Annotated in this window: 12 protein-coding genes and 1 tRNA gene; 5 read left to right on the top strand and 8 right to left on the bottom strand. The window is 67.9% G+C overall.

The window, feature by feature from the left end; all coding sequences use genetic code 11:
* Nucleotides 1-88 precede the first annotated feature (88 nt).
* Together HUW43_RS11440 and mfd are read left to right on the top strand one after the other, a co-directional pair.
* Nucleotides 89-349 carry a succinate dehydrogenase assembly factor 2 gene (locus tag HUW43_RS11440; RefSeq protein WP_188237531.1) on the top strand — a complete coding sequence of 87 codons (261 nt, stop codon included), beginning with the start codon at nucleotides 89-91 and terminating at the stop codon, nucleotides 347-349.
* Nucleotides 346-3,861 carry a transcription-repair coupling factor gene (gene mfd / locus HUW43_RS11435; RefSeq protein ID WP_188237530.1) on the top strand — a complete coding sequence of 1,172 codons (3,516 nt, stop codon included), beginning with the start codon at nucleotides 346-348 and terminating at the stop codon, nucleotides 3,859-3,861. Before HUW43_RS11440 ends, mfd begins: the two co-directional genes overlap by 4 nt.
* A 24-nt stretch (nucleotides 3,862-3,885) precedes the next feature.
* Here the strand turns inward: mfd and HUW43_RS11430 are convergent, their stop codons facing one another.
* Nucleotides 3,886-5,082, bottom strand: coding sequence for a GGDEF domain-containing phosphodiesterase (locus HUW43_RS11430; protein ID WP_188237529.1), 1,197 nt, complete (start codon nucleotides 5,080-5,082; stop codon nucleotides 3,886-3,888).
* A gap of 59 nt (nucleotides 5,083-5,141) precedes the next feature.
* Here HUW43_RS11430 and moaA point away from each other — a divergent pair, with 59 nt between their 5' ends.
* The 3 genes from moaA to HUW43_RS11415 all read left to right on the top strand — a co-directional run bounded on the left by moaA (nucleotide 5,142) and on the right by HUW43_RS11415 (nucleotide 7,094).
* Nucleotides 5,142-6,158 (top strand): GTP 3',8-cyclase MoaA, encoded by a 1,017-nt coding sequence (moaA, locus tag HUW43_RS11425; RefSeq protein WP_317450860.1) that lies wholly within the window; start codon nucleotides 5,142-5,144, stop codon nucleotides 6,156-6,158.
* Nucleotides 6,159-6,188: 30 nt separating this feature from the next.
* Entirely contained in the window at nucleotides 6,189-6,959 is a 771-nt protein-coding gene (locus HUW43_RS11420; protein ID WP_188237527.1) for an NAD kinase, read from the top strand.
* Nucleotides 6,960-7,019: 60 nt separating this feature from the next.
* Nucleotides 7,020-7,094: transfer RNA gene (locus HUW43_RS11415), tRNA-Asn, on the top strand.
* Nucleotides 7,095-7,287: 193 nt separating this feature from the next.
* On the opposite strand, the gene HUW43_RS16025 is transcribed toward HUW43_RS11415, so the two are convergent.
* From HUW43_RS16025 to HUW43_RS11380, 7 genes are all read right to left on the bottom strand, one after another.
* Complete coding sequence (locus HUW43_RS16025; protein ID WP_223181488.1) at nucleotides 7,288-7,545, bottom strand: transposase; 258 nt, start codon at nucleotides 7,543-7,545, stop codon at nucleotides 7,288-7,290.
* Nucleotides 7,546-7,640: 95 nt separating this feature from the next.
* Nucleotides 7,641-8,450, bottom strand: coding sequence for a universal stress protein (locus HUW43_RS11405; RefSeq protein ID WP_188237526.1), 810 nt, complete (start codon nucleotides 8,448-8,450; stop codon nucleotides 7,641-7,643).
* A gap of 144 nt (nucleotides 8,451-8,594) precedes the next feature.
* Complete coding sequence (locus tag HUW43_RS11400) at nucleotides 8,595-9,539, bottom strand: trypsin-like serine peptidase (RefSeq protein ID WP_188237525.1); 945 nt, start codon at nucleotides 9,537-9,539, stop codon at nucleotides 8,595-8,597.
* Complete coding sequence (locus tag HUW43_RS11395) at nucleotides 9,539-10,555, bottom strand: JmjC domain-containing protein (RefSeq protein ID WP_188237524.1); 1,017 nt, start codon at nucleotides 10,553-10,555, stop codon at nucleotides 9,539-9,541. Before HUW43_RS11395 ends, HUW43_RS11400 begins: the two co-directional genes overlap by 1 nt.
* The gene (locus tag HUW43_RS11390) at nucleotides 10,548-11,573 is read right to left on the bottom strand and encodes a hypothetical protein (RefSeq protein ID WP_188237523.1); all 1,026 of its coding nucleotides are present in this window, start codon (nucleotides 11,571-11,573) and stop codon (nucleotides 10,548-10,550) included. Before HUW43_RS11390 ends, HUW43_RS11395 begins: the two co-directional genes overlap by 8 nt.
* On the bottom strand, nucleotides 11,570-13,108 hold the full coding sequence (locus tag HUW43_RS11385; RefSeq protein ID WP_188237522.1) for a radical SAM/SPASM domain-containing protein: 1,539 nt from the start codon (nucleotides 13,106-13,108) through the stop codon (nucleotides 11,570-11,572). The genes HUW43_RS11390 and HUW43_RS11385 overlap by 4 nt, the downstream gene beginning before the upstream one ends.
* Nucleotides 13,105-15,006 (bottom strand): RiPP maturation radical SAM C-methyltransferase, encoded by a 1,902-nt coding sequence (locus tag HUW43_RS11380; protein ID WP_188237521.1) that lies wholly within the window; start codon nucleotides 15,004-15,006, stop codon nucleotides 13,105-13,107. Before HUW43_RS11380 ends, HUW43_RS11385 begins: the two co-directional genes overlap by 4 nt.
* Nucleotides 15,007-15,015: the final 9 nt, after the last annotated feature.

The following is a 15,015-nucleotide window of genomic DNA, read 5'->3' as shown; positions in this document are numbered from 1 at the left end:
CGGCAGGGCGCTGGACTGATCTATGCCTCCACTTCGCTCGACACGAACGGAACGAGACGATGTCCGTCACCGCTCTAAAAGGCCCGCCATGACCGACCGCCTCAAACGCCTCCGATTCCGTGCCTGGCACCGCGGCACGCGCGAGGCCGATTACATGATCGGCGGCTTTTTCGACCGTTATTCGCCCGTCTGGGGCGAATCCGAGATCGCATGGTTCGAAGCCGTGGTCGACGAGGACGACGTCGACATCATGGCATGGGCGCTCGGCACCGCCGCGCCCCCCGCGCATCTCGACAGGCCCGACCTCATCGCGGCGATGCGCCGGCTCGACTATATCCCGCTACCATGACGCGACCCGCCGCCGATATTTTCGCCGCCATCGGGCAGGCGTCCGCGCCGCTGACGCTGGCGCGCGCCGCCGACGGCTTCCTGCCGCTGCTGCTCGCCGACCTCGCGCGTGCGAGCGACAAGCGGCTCGTCTATGTCGCGACCGACGATGCCGCGATGCAGGCGATCGCCGACGCCGCACCCTTTTTCGCGCCCGACATCATCGTCCACCGCTTTCCCGCGTGGGACTGCCTCCCTTACGATCGCGCCGGGCCTTCGATGCGCGTCAGCGCCGACCGGCTGGCGACGCTATCCGCCTTGCAGGCGGCGCCGAAGCGCGGCGAGCTGATCCTGACCACCGTTGCGGCGATCACCCAGCGCACGCTGACGCCTTTCCGCATCCGCCAGCTCGCGACGACCTTGGCACCCGGCCAGCGGATCGACCGCGACGCGCTCGCCGAGCTGCTTGTCGCCAATGGCTTCAGCCGCGTCGATACCGTTGCCGATCAGGGCGAGTTCGCGGTGCGCGGCGGCCTGCTCGACCTGTTTCCCGCGGGCGAGGAGACGGGACTGCGCGTCGATTTTTTCGGCGACGAGATCGAGAGCATCCGCCGCTTCGACCCCGCGGACCAGCGCAGCCTTGGCCCCGCCACGGCGCTGCAACTGCTCCCCGCGTCCGAAACCTTGCTCGACGAGACGACGATCAAGCGCTTCCGTTCCGCCTATCGCGAATTGTTCGGCGCGCAGGCGACCGGCGATCCGCTCTATCAGGCGGTCAGCGACGGGCGGCGGCAGGCGGGCATGGATCATTGGCTGCCGCTGTTCGAGGAGCGGCTCGCGACCCTGTTCGACCATATCGACCCCGCAACGCCGGTGCTGCGCGGCCACCGCACCGACGCAACCGCCGAGACGCGCTTCGCCGCGATCGTCGACTATCATGCCAACCGCGTCGCCGCCGAACGCGAGTCACCGGGCAGCTACCGCCCGCTCGCGCCAGAGGCGCTCTATCTGGCCGAGCGCGAATGGACCGAAGCAGCGGCAACGCGCCCGATCCATATCGTCACGCCCTTCGATGTCCCGCCCGCCGCATCGGTCGTCGATCTGGAAACCTTTGCCGCGCGCGATTTCACCCCCGAACGCGCCGCCGACCTTAATGTCTATCACAAGGTCGCCGACCATCTGTCGGACGAACGCCGCAAGGGTCGCCGCACGATCATCGCCAGCTATTCGGGCGGCGCGCGCGAACGTCTGTCGGGTCTGCTCCGCGACCATGGCGTGACGGGGCTGGTTCAGGTCGATACGTGGCAGGAAGCGCTGGGTTCAACGTCCGTTGATGTCGGGCAAAGTCGAGACACCGCGACGGGCAACGTCGCTCTCATCATCCTCCCCCTCGATCACGGCTTTGCCAGCGATGCGATCAGCCTGCTCACCGAGCAGGATATTCTCGGCGAACGCCTCGTCCGCCGCCAGAAGCGCCGCAAGAGCGCCGACGCCTTCCTTGCCGAACTGGCGACGCTCAGCGTCGGCGACCTCGTCGTCCATCTCGATCATGGCATCGGCCGCTATGAAGGGCTGACGTCCATCCCGGTCGGAAGCAGCCCGCACGACTGCGTCGCGCTGACCTACGCGGGCGGCGACAAGCTTTACGTTCCGGTCGAAAATCTCGACGTCCTCTCGCGCTATGGCGGCGAAAGCGAGGGCGTCGCGCTCGACAGGCTGGGCGGCGAAGCGTGGCAGCGGCGCAAGGCGCGGATGAAGGAACGCATCCGCGAAATTGCGGGCGAGTTGCTCGCCACCGCGGCGCAGCGCGCGCTCCGTCCGGGCGAGATACTCGCACAGGATGCCGCCTATCCCGCCTTCGCCGACCGCTTCCCCTATCAGGAAACCGACGATCAGGACCGCGCGATCGGCGAGGTGCTCGCCGATATGGCGTCGGGGCGCCCGATGGACCGGCTGGTGTGCGGCGATGTCGGCTTCGGCAAAACCGAGGTCGCGCTGCGCGCCGCCTTCGTCGCGGCGATGGCGGGGGTGCAGGTTGCGGTGGTGGTGCCGACCACCCTGCTTGCGCGCCAGCATTTCACCAACTTCGCCGAGCGGTTCAAGGGCTTTCCGGTCAATATCGGCCGCCTGTCGCGCCTTGTCCCCGCCGCCGAGGCGCAACGCACCCGCGACGGACTGGCCAGCGGACAGATCGACATCGTCGTCGGCACCCACGCAGTGATCGCAAAATCGGTCGAGTTCAGGAATCTGGGCCTCGTCATCGTCGACGAGGAACAGCGGTTCGGCGTCGTCCACAAGGAGCGGCTGAAGCAGTTGAAGTCCGACGTCCATGTGCTGACGCTCACCGCGACGCCGATCCCGCGCACGCTCCAGATGGCGATGTCGGGGCTGCGCGAGCTTAGCGTCATCCAGACGCCGCCGGTCGACCGGCTCGCGGTGCGCACCTATGTCGCGCCGTGGGATCCGGTGGTGATCCGCGAGGCGCTGCTGCGCGAGCACGACCGCGGCGGGCAGAGCTTCTTTGTCACCCCGCGGATCAAGGACCTGCCCGACATCGAGGAATATCTGCGCACCCGCGTGCCCGAAATCAAATATGTCGTCGCGCACGGCCAGATGGCGCCAGGCGAGGTCGAGGAACGGATGGGCGCCTTTTACGACCGCAAATATGATGTGCTCGTTTCGACCACGATCGTCGAATCCGGCCTCGACATTCCGAGCGCCAACACGCTGATCGTCCACCGCGCCGACCGCTTCGGACTCGCGCAACTCTACCAGCTGCGCGGCCGCGTCGGACGGTCGAAAACGCGCGCCTATGCCTATCTGACGACGCCGGAGGGCGGAGCGATCACCGACACGGCAGAGAAGCGCCTCAAGCTGCTCGGCGATCTCGACACATTGGGCGCGGGCTTCCAGCTCGCGAGCCACGATCTCGACATTCGCGGCGCGGGCAATCTCGTCGGCGACGAACAGTCGGGGCATATCCGCGAGGTCGGCTTTGAACTCTATCAGTCGATGCTGGAGGAAGCGATCCTTGTCGCCAAGGCCGAAGGCGCGGGCAAGCTGCCGCCGCGCGAGGCGCTGTCCCCCGTCATCACCATCGACGCGCCGATCCTCATCCCCGATGATTATGTCCCCGACCTGCCGCTGCGCATGGCGCTCTATCGCCGCCTGAACGAGGCTGAGGACCGCGCCGCACTCGACGCCTTCGCCGCGGAAATGATCGACCGCTTCGGCCCGCTGCCGCCCGAAACCGCGAACCTGATTCAGCTCATGGAGATCAAGGCGAATGCGAAGCTCGCAGGCATTGCCAAGCTCGACGTCGGCACCAAGGGCGCGCTTGTCAGCTTCCACGGCGACGCGTTCGCCAACGTCCCCGGCCTGATCGCCTATGTCGAACGGCTGAAGGGCCGCGCGCGCATTCGCCCCGACAACAAGCTGTCGGTCAGCGGCGAGTGGGCGAGCACCGGCGCTAGGCTCAACGGCGCGCTGCAATTGTCAAAGGGTTTGGGCAAACTGGCGCGGCAGGCTTCATAGCGTCGCCCCCCGCGAAGGCGACGATCATTCCATCAGCTTTAGCAACTGGTCCCCCGGCACCGGTCCCGATTTCAGGAATCCCTGCCACGTCGCCACCCCGATCTCGGCCAGCCGCGCGAGCTGGCGTTCATTCTCGATCCCCTCGGCCACCACCAGCAGGCCCAGAGCGCGCGCCAGATCGACGATCGCGCGCACCACGATGCGGTCGCGGTCGCTGCCGTCGATCGTGCGGGTAAAGCCGCTGTCGATCTTCAGATAATCGATCGGCAACCGCGCGAGCAGCGACAGGCTGGAATAGCCAGTGCCGAAATCGTCGATCGCGATGGCGCAGCCGAGCGCGCGGATCTGCGCCAACTGCTCGGCGGCGCTCGCGGGGTCGCTCAGCATCGCCTGTTCGGTCAGTTCGAGCGTCAGCCGGTCGGGATCGACCTTTGCATCCCTGGCCATTGCCGCGAACCGCGCGGCGAAGTCGGGATCGCCGAGGTCAGCGGCGGTGATGTTGAGCGACACGCGCAGCCGCCCAAGCTGCCCCGGCCAGCGCGCCATTTCGTTGAGCGCGATCCGGTGCGCATGTTCGGTCAGTTCGCATTCGAGGCGCGCCGCGCGCGCCGCCGTCACCAGCGGCCCCGCGCCGAGCAGGCCGAGTTCGGGATGCTGCCAGCGCAGCAGCGCCTCCACCCCGGTCATCGCGCCGGTCGCGACATCATATTGCGGCTGGTAATGGATCACGACCTCGTTCCGCGACAGCGCCGCATGGACCATCACGCCGTCGCGCGCCGACGCGGGCCGCGCGAGCTGTTCGCACGCCTGCAGCAGCTGTTCGGCAACCGATTCGTCGCGCACGATCAGTGCCGTGGCGATGCGGATCGACAGGCGGCCGTGCGGGTCGCCGACGATCGGTTCGGCGAGCGCGACGTGCAGCGCGCGTTCCTGCGCCCGCAGCGCGCCGAGCGCGATCGGCGTCGCGGGCACGATCAGGAAGCGCGGCCCGTCGAGCCGCTCGACGCACGAACCGGGTCCGAACTCGTCACCGGCAAAGTTTTCGAGCCGTCGGCCGATTTCGTCCAGCACCGCGTCGCCTGCGGCGGTCCCCGCGCTGTTATTGATGCGCGCCATCTGGTCGACCTGCACCAGAATGACCCCGGCATCCTCGTCGTGACGATCGTGCTGCGCTTCGATCTTTCGGGCGCAGGCGGTCAGGGATTCGGACAAGCGATTCATCGGGTTTCCCTAACAGGCTTTGCTTGCCAAACGCTTGCCTTTTGCATCACAAGATGCAGGTGGCTTTCACAAAATCTCCCCCCGCCGCGGCGGCAGCGCCGCTGATCGACGGCCATGGCCGCCGGATCAGTTATTTACGCCTGTCGGTGACCGACCGGTGCGACCTTCGCTGCCGCTATTGCATGGCCGAAGATATGCGTTTCCTGCCCAAATCGGCAGTGCTCAGCATCGAAGAAATGACCGAATTGGCCGAACGATTCGTCGCGCGCGGCATCCGGCGCATCCGGCTGACCGGCGGCGAACCCCTGGTGCGGCGCGGAATCGACACGCTGGCCATGCGGCTCGGCGCGCTGATCGGCAAAGGGCTCGACGAACTGACGCTCACCACCAACGCAATGCGGCTCGCCGATCATGCCCCGATGCTCGCGGCGGCGGGCGTGCGGCGCGTCAATGTCAGTCTCGACACGCTCGATCCGGCGGCTTTCCGTCACATCACCCGTGTCGGCGACCTTGCCATCGCTCTCGACGGCATCGCCGCGGCGCGGCGCGCGGGGCTCGCGGTCAAGATCAACATGGTCGCGCTTGCCGGGCTGAACGAGGACCAGCTGCTGCCGATGCTTCGCTGGTGCGCCGACAATGGCTGCGACTTAACGCTTATCGAAACCATGCCGCTTGGCGAGGTCGAGGACGACCGCAGCGACCATTATATCCCCCTGCACCAGTTCATCGCCCCGCTCCGCGACGCGCATGCCATCTGTCCGCTCGACAAGCGCACCGGCGGTCCCGCGCGTTATTTTGCGGTCGCGGACAGCCCGGTCACGCTGGGCCTCATCACCCCGCTCAGCGACAATTTCTGCGCGACGTGCAACCGCATCCGCCTGACGGTCGAGGGGCGCGTCTATATGTGCCTGGGACAGGATGACCATGTCGACCTGCGCGCGGCGCTGCGCGAAGGCGGCGACGTCGACGGCTTGATCGACCGCGCCCTCGCTGGCAAACCCCGCGCGCACGACTTTCGCATCGAACGCGAATCCACACCGGCGGTCGCGCGTCATATGAGTGCAACGGGCGGCTGACGCGGCGGCCGCAAGGGGGAACCGGACCACATGTTTCGCAAGATCGCGCTTGTCGCATCGAACGCGCCCGCCGCGATGGAGGCCGAGGCCGAACTGCGCCCGCTCTATGACTTTGTCGACGTCGGCGAGGCCGATCTGCTGATCGCGCTCGGCGGCGACGGCTTCCTGCTTCATATGCTTCACCAGCTGCTCGACCAGCGGCGCAGCCTGCCGGTGTTCGGGATGAACCGCGGCACGATCGGATTCCTGATGAACGAATTTCGCGTCGAGGGGTTGCTGGACCGCGTCGCCGCGGCGCGCCCCTATCTGATCCACCCGCTGTCGGGCGACATCGTGACGGTCAGCGGCGAGCGCCACATATTGCCCGCGATCAACGAGATTTCGCTGCTGCGCGAAACGCGCCAGGCCGCCAAGCTGGAAGTGATGATCAACGAACGGACGATGCTGGAGGAACTGGCCTGCGACGGCGTGCTGGTGTCGACCCCCGCGGGATCGACCGCCTATAATCTTAGCGCCAACGGCCCGATCCTGCCGCTCGATTCGGCGATGCTGGCGCTCACCCCGATCAGCCCCTTCCGCCCGCGGCGCTGGCGCGGCGCGCTCGTCCCCGAATCGACGAGCATCCGCTTCAACGTGCGCGAAGCGGCCAAACGCCCGGTCAGCGCGGTCGCCGACCAGCGCGAAATCCGCGACGTAAAGACCGTTCTCGTCACCACCGACCGCAGCCGGCCGCTGACCCTGCTGTTCGATCCCGACCAGGGCCTCGACGAACGCATCGCGATGGAACAATTTATCGTTTGAGGGCTTGCAATATCCGGCAAGCGGCGGCAAAGGAGCGCCTCGCCTGCCACGGCGGGATGTTCCTCGGTAGCTCAGCGGTAGAGCAATCGACTGTTAATCGATTGGTCGCAGGTTCGAATCCTGCCCGGGGAGCCATTTTCCTTGCCATTGTGCGGCGTTCCGCCTTCTGACGATCAGGATGAAGCGCACGGGGCGGCCGAAGCTGTCGGCTGCGATAGGCCACTTCGACGTCAATCCTCCTCGGCAGCGCCCCAAAAGCCTGGTCGTGTGCACCCTTTTTGGGCAGCTGCGGCCTGGGCATGGGCGCGGACGATCGAGCTGTCGATCGTCAGCTAGCCATTGTCGCAGTCGCGGGCCAGCACGGCGAACATTCGCGCCCAGACGCCCGCGCGCGCCCGGCGGGTGAAGCGATTGCACGCCGACTCGGCTTGCCGCAGCGTTCGGGCAGGTCCGACCAGCGGGCGCCGGACCGCAAAACCCGGAACACGCCGTTTACAAACAACCGGTTGTCCGAAGCCGTCCGTCGCGGATAGCAGGCGTTGCCCGGCGACAGCGGCTCGATCCGCTGCCACTGCGCTTCGCTCAGCGCGTATCGCTTGATCCCACGAGTCCCTCCGCAAAGGCGGAGTCCTATGAATCAGGCATCTCCCGCTTTGGGAATCCCCTGAATGTCGATCGGTCCTAGTGCATGAGCAGCAGGGGCGCGGGCGCGACGTCGAGCATGAAGCGCGTGACGCCGCCGAACAATGTTTCGCGCAGCCGCGACCGGCCAAAGGCGCCCATGACGACCAGCCCGGCGCCGATCTCGTCAGCAACGCGCACCAGCACTTCTTCGGAAGCATCCATTCCCTTCGCCTCGCGGCGCAGCTCGCCATGGACGCCGTGCCGCGACATATAGCGCAGCGCATCCTCCGCCGCGACGCGGCCGTCGTCGTCGCCAACCGTTACCAGCGTGACCGAAGCGGCGTCGCGCATCAGCGCAACGCCGGCGCGCAGCGCACTCGCCGCCTGCGGGCTGCCGTTCCACGCCACCATCACCGGCGCATCGAGGTCGATCGGCGGGGCGTCGGCGGGCAGCGCGAGGACCGGCACCGGGACCGTAAGCGCCAGGTCGCCGGCGATGGTCGACGCATGCCGCCCTCGCCGGTCGGACGTGTCAAGCGAGACAAGGGAAAGATCGGCCAGCGTCGCGGCGAGCGCCATCGTCGACAACGCATCGCCGTCCGCCACCGCGACATCCCATGGCACATCCTCGCGCTCGAGTTCGGCGCGCAGTCGCTGTTCCAGCTCGGCATCGGCGATCTGGGCCTGCGCCAGCTGCTCTTTCGCCAGATAGACGCCGCCGAACGGATCGGCTGCGATAAATTGCTGATAGGGCGAGCTGATCAGAAAGCTGAGATGCGAGCCAAAGCGGCGGCCGATCGCCAGCGCGCTTTCGATCCGCGTGGTCAAGCCTTCGTCGCCCGCGGCGTGAACGAGGATATTCTTCATCGTCCAGTCTCCTGCGAGGGGATGAGATTGGATCATTTTGCGGGATCATATCATTGATCCGCGTCAACCCGCGAGCGACTTTCGCGACGGGGCGGTCACCGCGGCAGCCGTCGATTGCCGGGGATCCCATTTATGCGCGATCGGTCAGGAAATGTCGACGGCGTCGTTCCAGCGCAGATATTGCCCGCGAAAGTGAATGCCGATCAGACGACCGGTCCGAACGTCGATCACCGGCGATCCCGAATTGCCGCCGAGCGTCGAGCTGTCGTGGCGCAGCAGGTAATTGGCGGTGTCGCGCAGCATGATCCGCCCCGGCTGCACGCGCTTCACATTATAGATGCCGCGAAAGATGCGGTCCATGACGGCGGCGTCATTCCGTCGCGAGTCATAGGCGGGATAGCCGATGACCACGACATCACGCTGCGCCGCCAGATTGGCGAGGCCCGCCGGGATCGGGCTGGGACACAGGCCGGGTCGCATCTGCAGGATGGCGATGTCGAAGCGATCATGGACACCCCAGATACCCGTCACCGGCACATCGGCGACCGCGGTGCTGCCGATCTCCTGCCGGAAATCGGCGCGCACCGTGACACCGTCGTGGATGCGCCAGCCGCGGCCGGGCTCGTGGGACGCGAACTCCTGCACAACATGGCGATTGGTCGCGACGAGGTCGGGCGCGACGACAAAGCCGGTGCCGACCCAGTCGAGCGCGATGCCGCCCTCCGTTTCGATGCGGCATGTCCGCGCAATCGCCCGGTCGATCCCCGCGCGATAGGTTTCAAGATGCCGCCATTCTTCCGGCGGCGGCAAAAAGGTGCCGTCCTGCACCAGCAGCGCGGGGCGCAATTCGGTGTGGACGATCGCCTCCAGCGTATCAACCTCGCCCGGCGACAGCGCGGCGGCGGGCAGTTCGGGCGAGAGGCGTTCGGTCAGCGCAACCAGTTCGTCCTGCCCGATTCCGGTGGCGCCCACCGATTCCTGCGCCTTCGTCACTTCGCGCCGCGCGATCGTCCGGCCTTGCTGCAACCAGCGGGGCCGGTCTCGCCGGACGAGATCGAGCAGGCAGCGGGAACGATCGTCGCTTCGCATCATGTTTCTCCGGGATCCAGCGGCGCGATCAGGTCGGCCAGGACGCGCACCGGCCTCAAACGGGTTCCGAGCCATTGCCGCAGGCTCGGCGGACAAAGCCCCGCTTCGATCATCCTTGCCTCCTCGCCGCCCAACGCGCGGCGAAACCCGCCAAGATCGAGAATGGACTCGCGCCGCGCGAGATGGATCAGCGCGAGCAGGTCGGGCCGCAGAAGCTCGCCGTCGGCCACGTCGGGGGGCAGCTTGCGAAACGGGCGCCAACCGAGCAGCGCGGCGCCGCGCTCTTCGACGCTCAGCCGACAGCGGGCGACCGGCGAAGCCAGCGGCCGCCGGTCGATGACCGGCACCGCCATCGCGTCGCGCATCCAGTGGAGCAGGCCAAGCGAGGCATGGATAGATCCCGCGGCGCCGTTCGTCGCACGATGGCCGACGCCGCGGCTCAGCCACAACAGGTCGCTGGGGGCGAGCGCGATGTCGGCGGCGCCCGCATCGCGCTCGACCGCGAAAATCTTGGCGCCCGCCAATTGCAGGATCAGCACATCGTGCGGGTCGCGATGCCATTCCAGTCCCGGTGCGCCCGGTGCGCCCGCATAGACATTGATCTGGGCGGGCTGGCGCGTCGCCCCCTCGAATGCGCGCGCCAGCCGGTGCCAGTGGAAATCAAGGCTGTCGACCTTCTGGAACACGACGGTGCCGCCGCTGTCGATCGTGTCGCCCACGCGGTCGGCGTCGACGACGGCTTCGCCCAGATGGCGCGCGGTGACGGCGCCCGCGCGGCTGTCGAACGCGCGTATCTCGTCGCGGTCGGGCCGGGGTCGCAGCGCGGCCGCGAGCCGCCTGGCGACCGCTCGTGGTTGCCCGCGCCAGACCGCCCCGCCACCGCGCAGCAGGCGCACGCCTGCGGCGACCTCAACCGCCGACGCGGCCGCGTCGAGCAGCGGGGCGACGGCGCGCGCATCGCTGCCGCAAAGCAACCGTACCCGATCGGTGGCGTGCGGCGGCACCATGTCAAGCATCGGCGGCCGTCCTTTCCATCGCGCGCACGACCCATCCGCCCGCCGCCGCGATGTCGCCCGGCGTCAGGTCGGCGAATGCGAAGCGGCGCGTCAACGCCCCGCGCGGTGACAAAGGCGGCTCCACGGCGCCGCGGCGCCGCGCCACGGGCCATTCGGACAGCGGAAGGTCGGCGAGCGGCCCCAGCAGGCCCGCGCCATCCAGCCCCGCGCCCGGCAGCACCCGACCCTGCGCGACAAGCCAGCCAAGCGCCGCCTCGCGCCGCGCCGCGATCAGCGCCGCATCGATTCCGGTCCTGGCCGCCGCCCCGGCCGCTACGATCCGGCCGCTCCCGTCGGCGACCAGCACCAGCGCGACGGGCAATGGCGCCGCGATGTGAAAGCCATGCCCCGAAACCTTGCCGATGCGCACCGGACCCAACGGCTTTGCACGGCGCGCCCCGTCCCGCGCCAGCGTGTCGATCGCGCTTCGTTCGATCATCTCGTGCGCCGCGGCGCGCAGCGCGCGATTGCGGTCGAACGCAAAGCCGAGTCCCGTCGACGACGCGGGAAGCGCTGGACGCCCGTGCCGGTGATAGGGCAGCCACGCCGCCGCCGCCGGTCCGTCGCCGCACACCGCCCCGCGCCAGTCGGTCAGCACAACGCGTGCGCCGCTTCCCGGCGGCACCAGCGCGGCGCCATAGCGTTCGAGCATCTCGCCGGTCGCGCGCGCCGCCGCGTCGCAGCGTCGCCATCCCGCGCCAAGCCCCAGCGCGACGTCGGCGGCCGCTCCCAGCGCACGCACGTCGCACCCTTTGGCCACCGCGACCCAATGCCGGACCTCGGCGAAATAGCGTGCCGACAGTTCGGCGAGCGGCCCGGCGCCGGGGACGAGCAGCCGCTTGCGTCGTTCGCCCGAGGGCAGCGTCTGGCAGGCGCAGCCCGGAAGCGCGAGCAACGCGCCGCGCGGCGCAGCGGCCACGCCGAGCGAGGCGCGGCGCGCGGCGGCACAGGCATGGCAGGCAATTGCGGCCGCACTCATGCGCTCAGCCTTTCGGCGGTCGCGAGCGCCGCGAAATGATCGAACACCGGGGCCAGCCCACAACAGCGCGCAGTCTCGCCGCGCAGTGCGGCGATATGGCTCTCGTGCGGACACCAGCCTTTGCAATGCCCATACCAGGCGCACGACCGCAGCCGCAGCCAGCGTTCGGCCTCGCGCTGCTTCAGCGCCGCCATCCCGGCGCTTGCGCGGATATCGGCAAGGCTGCGCTCGGCCAGATTGCCGAGCGCGTGGCTTGCCGACCCCAGGAACTTGTCGCAGTGGCGCACCGTGCCGTCGGGTTCGATCCCGAAATAACCGCCAAGGCAGGGGCCGTTGAGCTCGCAAAAGCCCGTCGGCCGTCGCTGCCATGCCGCGTGCAGCGCGTCGATCTCGCGGACGTCGAAGCGCAGGTCGGGGCGTGTGCGGAGCAGGTCGAACAGACGGATCAGGAAATCCGAAAAAGCGGCGGGCGGCAGATAGGGGCCCTTACCGGTCCCCGCATCGGGCCGCACGGGCAGGAAACCCGCTGCGTGGACACCCGCATCGACCAGTTCGCCGACCAGCCTTTCGATCGGATAGGCCGCGATTTCCGGCGTCACGACGATCAGCACCCCGGCAAAGATACCCGCCTCGCGCAGCCGCGCGATCCCGTCGATGACGGCATCGAACGATGCGCCTCCGCGCGCCGTGCGTCGCTGGCGGTCGTGGATGGCGCGCGGTCCGTCGAGGCTGACACTGACCTTGAAGTCGAACAGCCGCCAGAGCGCGACCGCGCGGTCGGGCAGCGCAGCGGCGTTGGTCTGGATCGAATTGGCAAATATCTGCCCCGGCCGTCGCAGCCGCGCCTGCAACCACAGAAAGCCGAGCATCTTGCGCACGCCGATCAGGCTGGGTTCACCGCCGTGCCAGATGAAACGCGCCGCCGCGATCGACCGGTCCTCGGCGACACGGCGCACCATCAGCGCCTGCGTCGCCGGGGTCATCTGGTTCCCCGGCCCTTCGCGCCAGTCGGTGCAATAGGTGCAGCGCAAATTGCAATGGCGGGTCAGCTTCGCGATCAGCACGAGGTCGGCAAAGCCCGTCGGCGGCGCGGCCGGTTCGGCCGGTTCGGCGGCCGCAAAGGCGGGGTCGGCAAGGCCGAGCGCGGGCGCGGGAATCATCGCCAGTCCGCTGGCGGGTGCGGCACCCAGATGGACCAGCTGGTCGAATGCTCCTGCTTCGCCGGGGGACAGCCGTGCGCGCAGCCGTCGCCGCGTCGCCTCCAGCGCGGCCAGCGCGGCGGCGCCGTTACTCGTCCCCGCGCGCAGGCCGGGCCTGGCGCGGAGCGCCTGCCGCACGTCGGCGGGCAGCGCACCTGTCGGGGCGGCAAGCAGCGGCACCGACGCACCGGCTCGCAGGAAGGCCAGGAGCGAGCGCGCGCGATCGAGCAGCAGCGCCGCGACCGCATCATCCTCCGGTCGCAGGGTCGCGGCCAGCCGTTCGACGGTAACGCCGTCGATCCCCGCCGCGGCGGTCCCGGTCACGGCGACGTTCATCGCCGCCGTGCCGGCAATGGCAGCGACAGGTGCAGCCCGCCTTCGCTCGCGATCAGCCCTTCATGGCTCAGCAGGCGCAGCGAGCGCTCGACGCGCTGGAGCGGTTCGTCGATCAGCTCGGCGACACGCCCGGCGCTCAGCGGCTTTTCAAGCAGCGCCTGGAAAATGCGCGCGTCGCGTCCGGTGAGGCGCGTCAGCCGCGGTTCGGGCGCGTGGCGGCTGTCCTCGACGGTGACGACACCGGGCGACGAGAAATAGCGCAGTTGCGGGCGCCAACCGCGCATCCACGCCTCTTTCCAGACGCCGATCGCCTCGGCCATGCTGTCGAAATCGTGGTCGGCCAGCGTGTTTTCCAGTTCATATTCAAAGAAATAGGCAATTGCCTCCTTGTCGATCCGCGCGGGCACGATAAAGTCGAGCGAGCGTTCGGGCTTGCGGGATGTCTTGGGAAAGCTCGCTTCGTCCTTGAACAACGGACTATAGCGTTCGAGCCATACGCGCAGCCCCGCCGAGGGTGGCTGCAAATGGTGCAGATGGCGGAACAAGTCCGCCTGTTCGGCATAATATTCGGCTTTCTCGCCCGGAAAGCCCCACAGCACGTTCCAGCTCACCGCGACGCCATAATGGGCCGACCAGCGCAGCAGGTTGACATTGTCAAGCCCGCGCACGCCTTTGCGCATCAGTTTCAGCACCGGGGTCGACAGGCTTTCGATTCCGGGCTGGATTGTGCGGATTCCCGCATCTGCCAGATCGCGAATCTCGTCGGGTTTCAGGTTCGACTTGACCTCATAGAAAATGTCGTAGGTCGCATCCGCCGCCGACAGCCTGGGCAACAGCGCGCCGCGGTAATCGCGGTCGACGATGTTATCGACAGCCTCGAAATGATAACTTCGATGCCTCTCGGCAAGTTCGGCAAGCTCGGTCCACACCCGGTCAGGCGACTTGGACCGGAACTTCATCGTCAGCGCGTTGAGCCCGCAAAAGACGCAGTGGCTATGCTCGCCCCACCAGCATCCGCGCGCGCTTTCAAAGGGGATGCGGACGTCGTTGCGCAGTCCGGTCCGGACGAGGCCCAGATATTCGGCGCGATCGAAATATTCGGCGTAATCGGGGGTCGGATTGCGGTCGAGCGCGGTGATCATCTTCGCGGGCTTGTTCTGCCGCACCGTCCCGTCATCGTCGCGCCAGCTCAGTCCAGCGACGCGATCAATCCCCTCGCCCGCGTCAATGGCACGCAGCAGCGCCGGAAAGCTGTCATCGGCCTCGCCGCTCAGCACCAATTCGACCTCGGGGACATGCGCGATCCATTCGGCCGCCATGTCACGCTCGAAATTGGCGCCGCCGAACAGGAAGCGCGCGCGCGGCAGCATCGATCGCAGCCGCCGGGCAATCGCAATCGCCGCCGCGGTCTGTTGAAAGGTCGAGGTAAAACCGACGACCGTTGGGTTCGATCGCGCAATCTCTTCGGCCGCCAGCCGGACGAAGCGCGGCACGACATCGCGCCGCACGATCAACAATTGCTCGGCGTCCTTGAGATCGAAAGCCGCGAGCATCGCGCGTCCGTCGCCATCGGGCGCATCGGGACCGAAAGCCTCGACCGAAAACAGCCAGTCGCCCACCGCCACGCCGCGATCATTGGCGATGCGTTCGTAAAATTCGCTGCCGATCATCACCGCAAAATCGAGGAACAGATGGTGCGTTCGCGCAGTCCAGCCGCACTGGCGTGCGATCGCGGCGAGCAGGCCGACCTGGATCGAGGGGCGGCGAAAGGAGTTGAAGGGGGCGGCGACCAGCGCGATCGAATGAACCGATCGCGCCGACGCCGCTTCCTTCGCCTCTGGCGCAGCCTCCTCCGCGGCGGCCGCTCGGCGGCGCGGCCTTTTGACGGGGGCGTTCATGTCGAACCG

It is taken from the genome of Sphingopyxis sp. LK2115 (assembly GCF_014595975.1).
Lineage (GTDB): Bacteria > Pseudomonadota > Alphaproteobacteria > Sphingomonadales > Sphingomonadaceae > Sphingopyxis.
Note: the sequence above shows the minus strand (reverse complement) of the source record. Positions and strands in the feature narration are given on the sequence as shown.

Coding starts and splice junctions, on each gene's coding strand:
- HUW43_RS11440 (WP_188237531.1), top strand. CDS start 89: ATGACCGACCGCCTCAAACGCCTCCGATTCCGTGCCTGGCACCGCGGC.
- mfd (WP_188237530.1), top strand. CDS start 346: ATGACGCGACCCGCCGCCGATATTTTCGCCGCCATCGGGCAGGCGTCC.
- HUW43_RS11430 (WP_188237529.1), bottom strand. CDS start 5,082: ATGAATCGCTTGTCCGAATCCCTGACCGCCTGCGCCCGAAAGATCGAA.
- HUW43_RS11420 (WP_188237527.1), top strand. CDS start 6,189: ATGTTTCGCAAGATCGCGCTTGTCGCATCGAACGCGCCCGCCGCGATG.
- HUW43_RS11405 (WP_188237526.1), bottom strand. CDS start 8,450: ATGAAGAATATCCTCGTTCACGCCGCGGGCGACGAAGGCTTGACCACG.
- HUW43_RS11400 (WP_188237525.1), bottom strand. CDS start 9,539: ATGCGAAGCGACGATCGTTCCCGCTGCCTGCTCGATCTCGTCCGGCGA.
- HUW43_RS11395 (WP_188237524.1), bottom strand. CDS start 10,555: ATGCTTGACATGGTGCCGCCGCACGCCACCGATCGGGTACGGTTGCTT.
- HUW43_RS11390 (WP_188237523.1), bottom strand. CDS start 11,573: ATGAGTGCGGCCGCAATTGCCTGCCATGCCTGTGCCGCCGCGCGCCGC.
- HUW43_RS11385 (WP_188237522.1), bottom strand. CDS start 13,108: ATGAACGTCGCCGTGACCGGGACCGCCGCGGCGGGGATCGACGGCGTT.
- HUW43_RS11380 (WP_188237521.1), bottom strand. CDS start 15,006: ATGAACGCCCCCGTCAAAAGGCCGCGCCGCCGAGCGGCCGCCGCGGAG.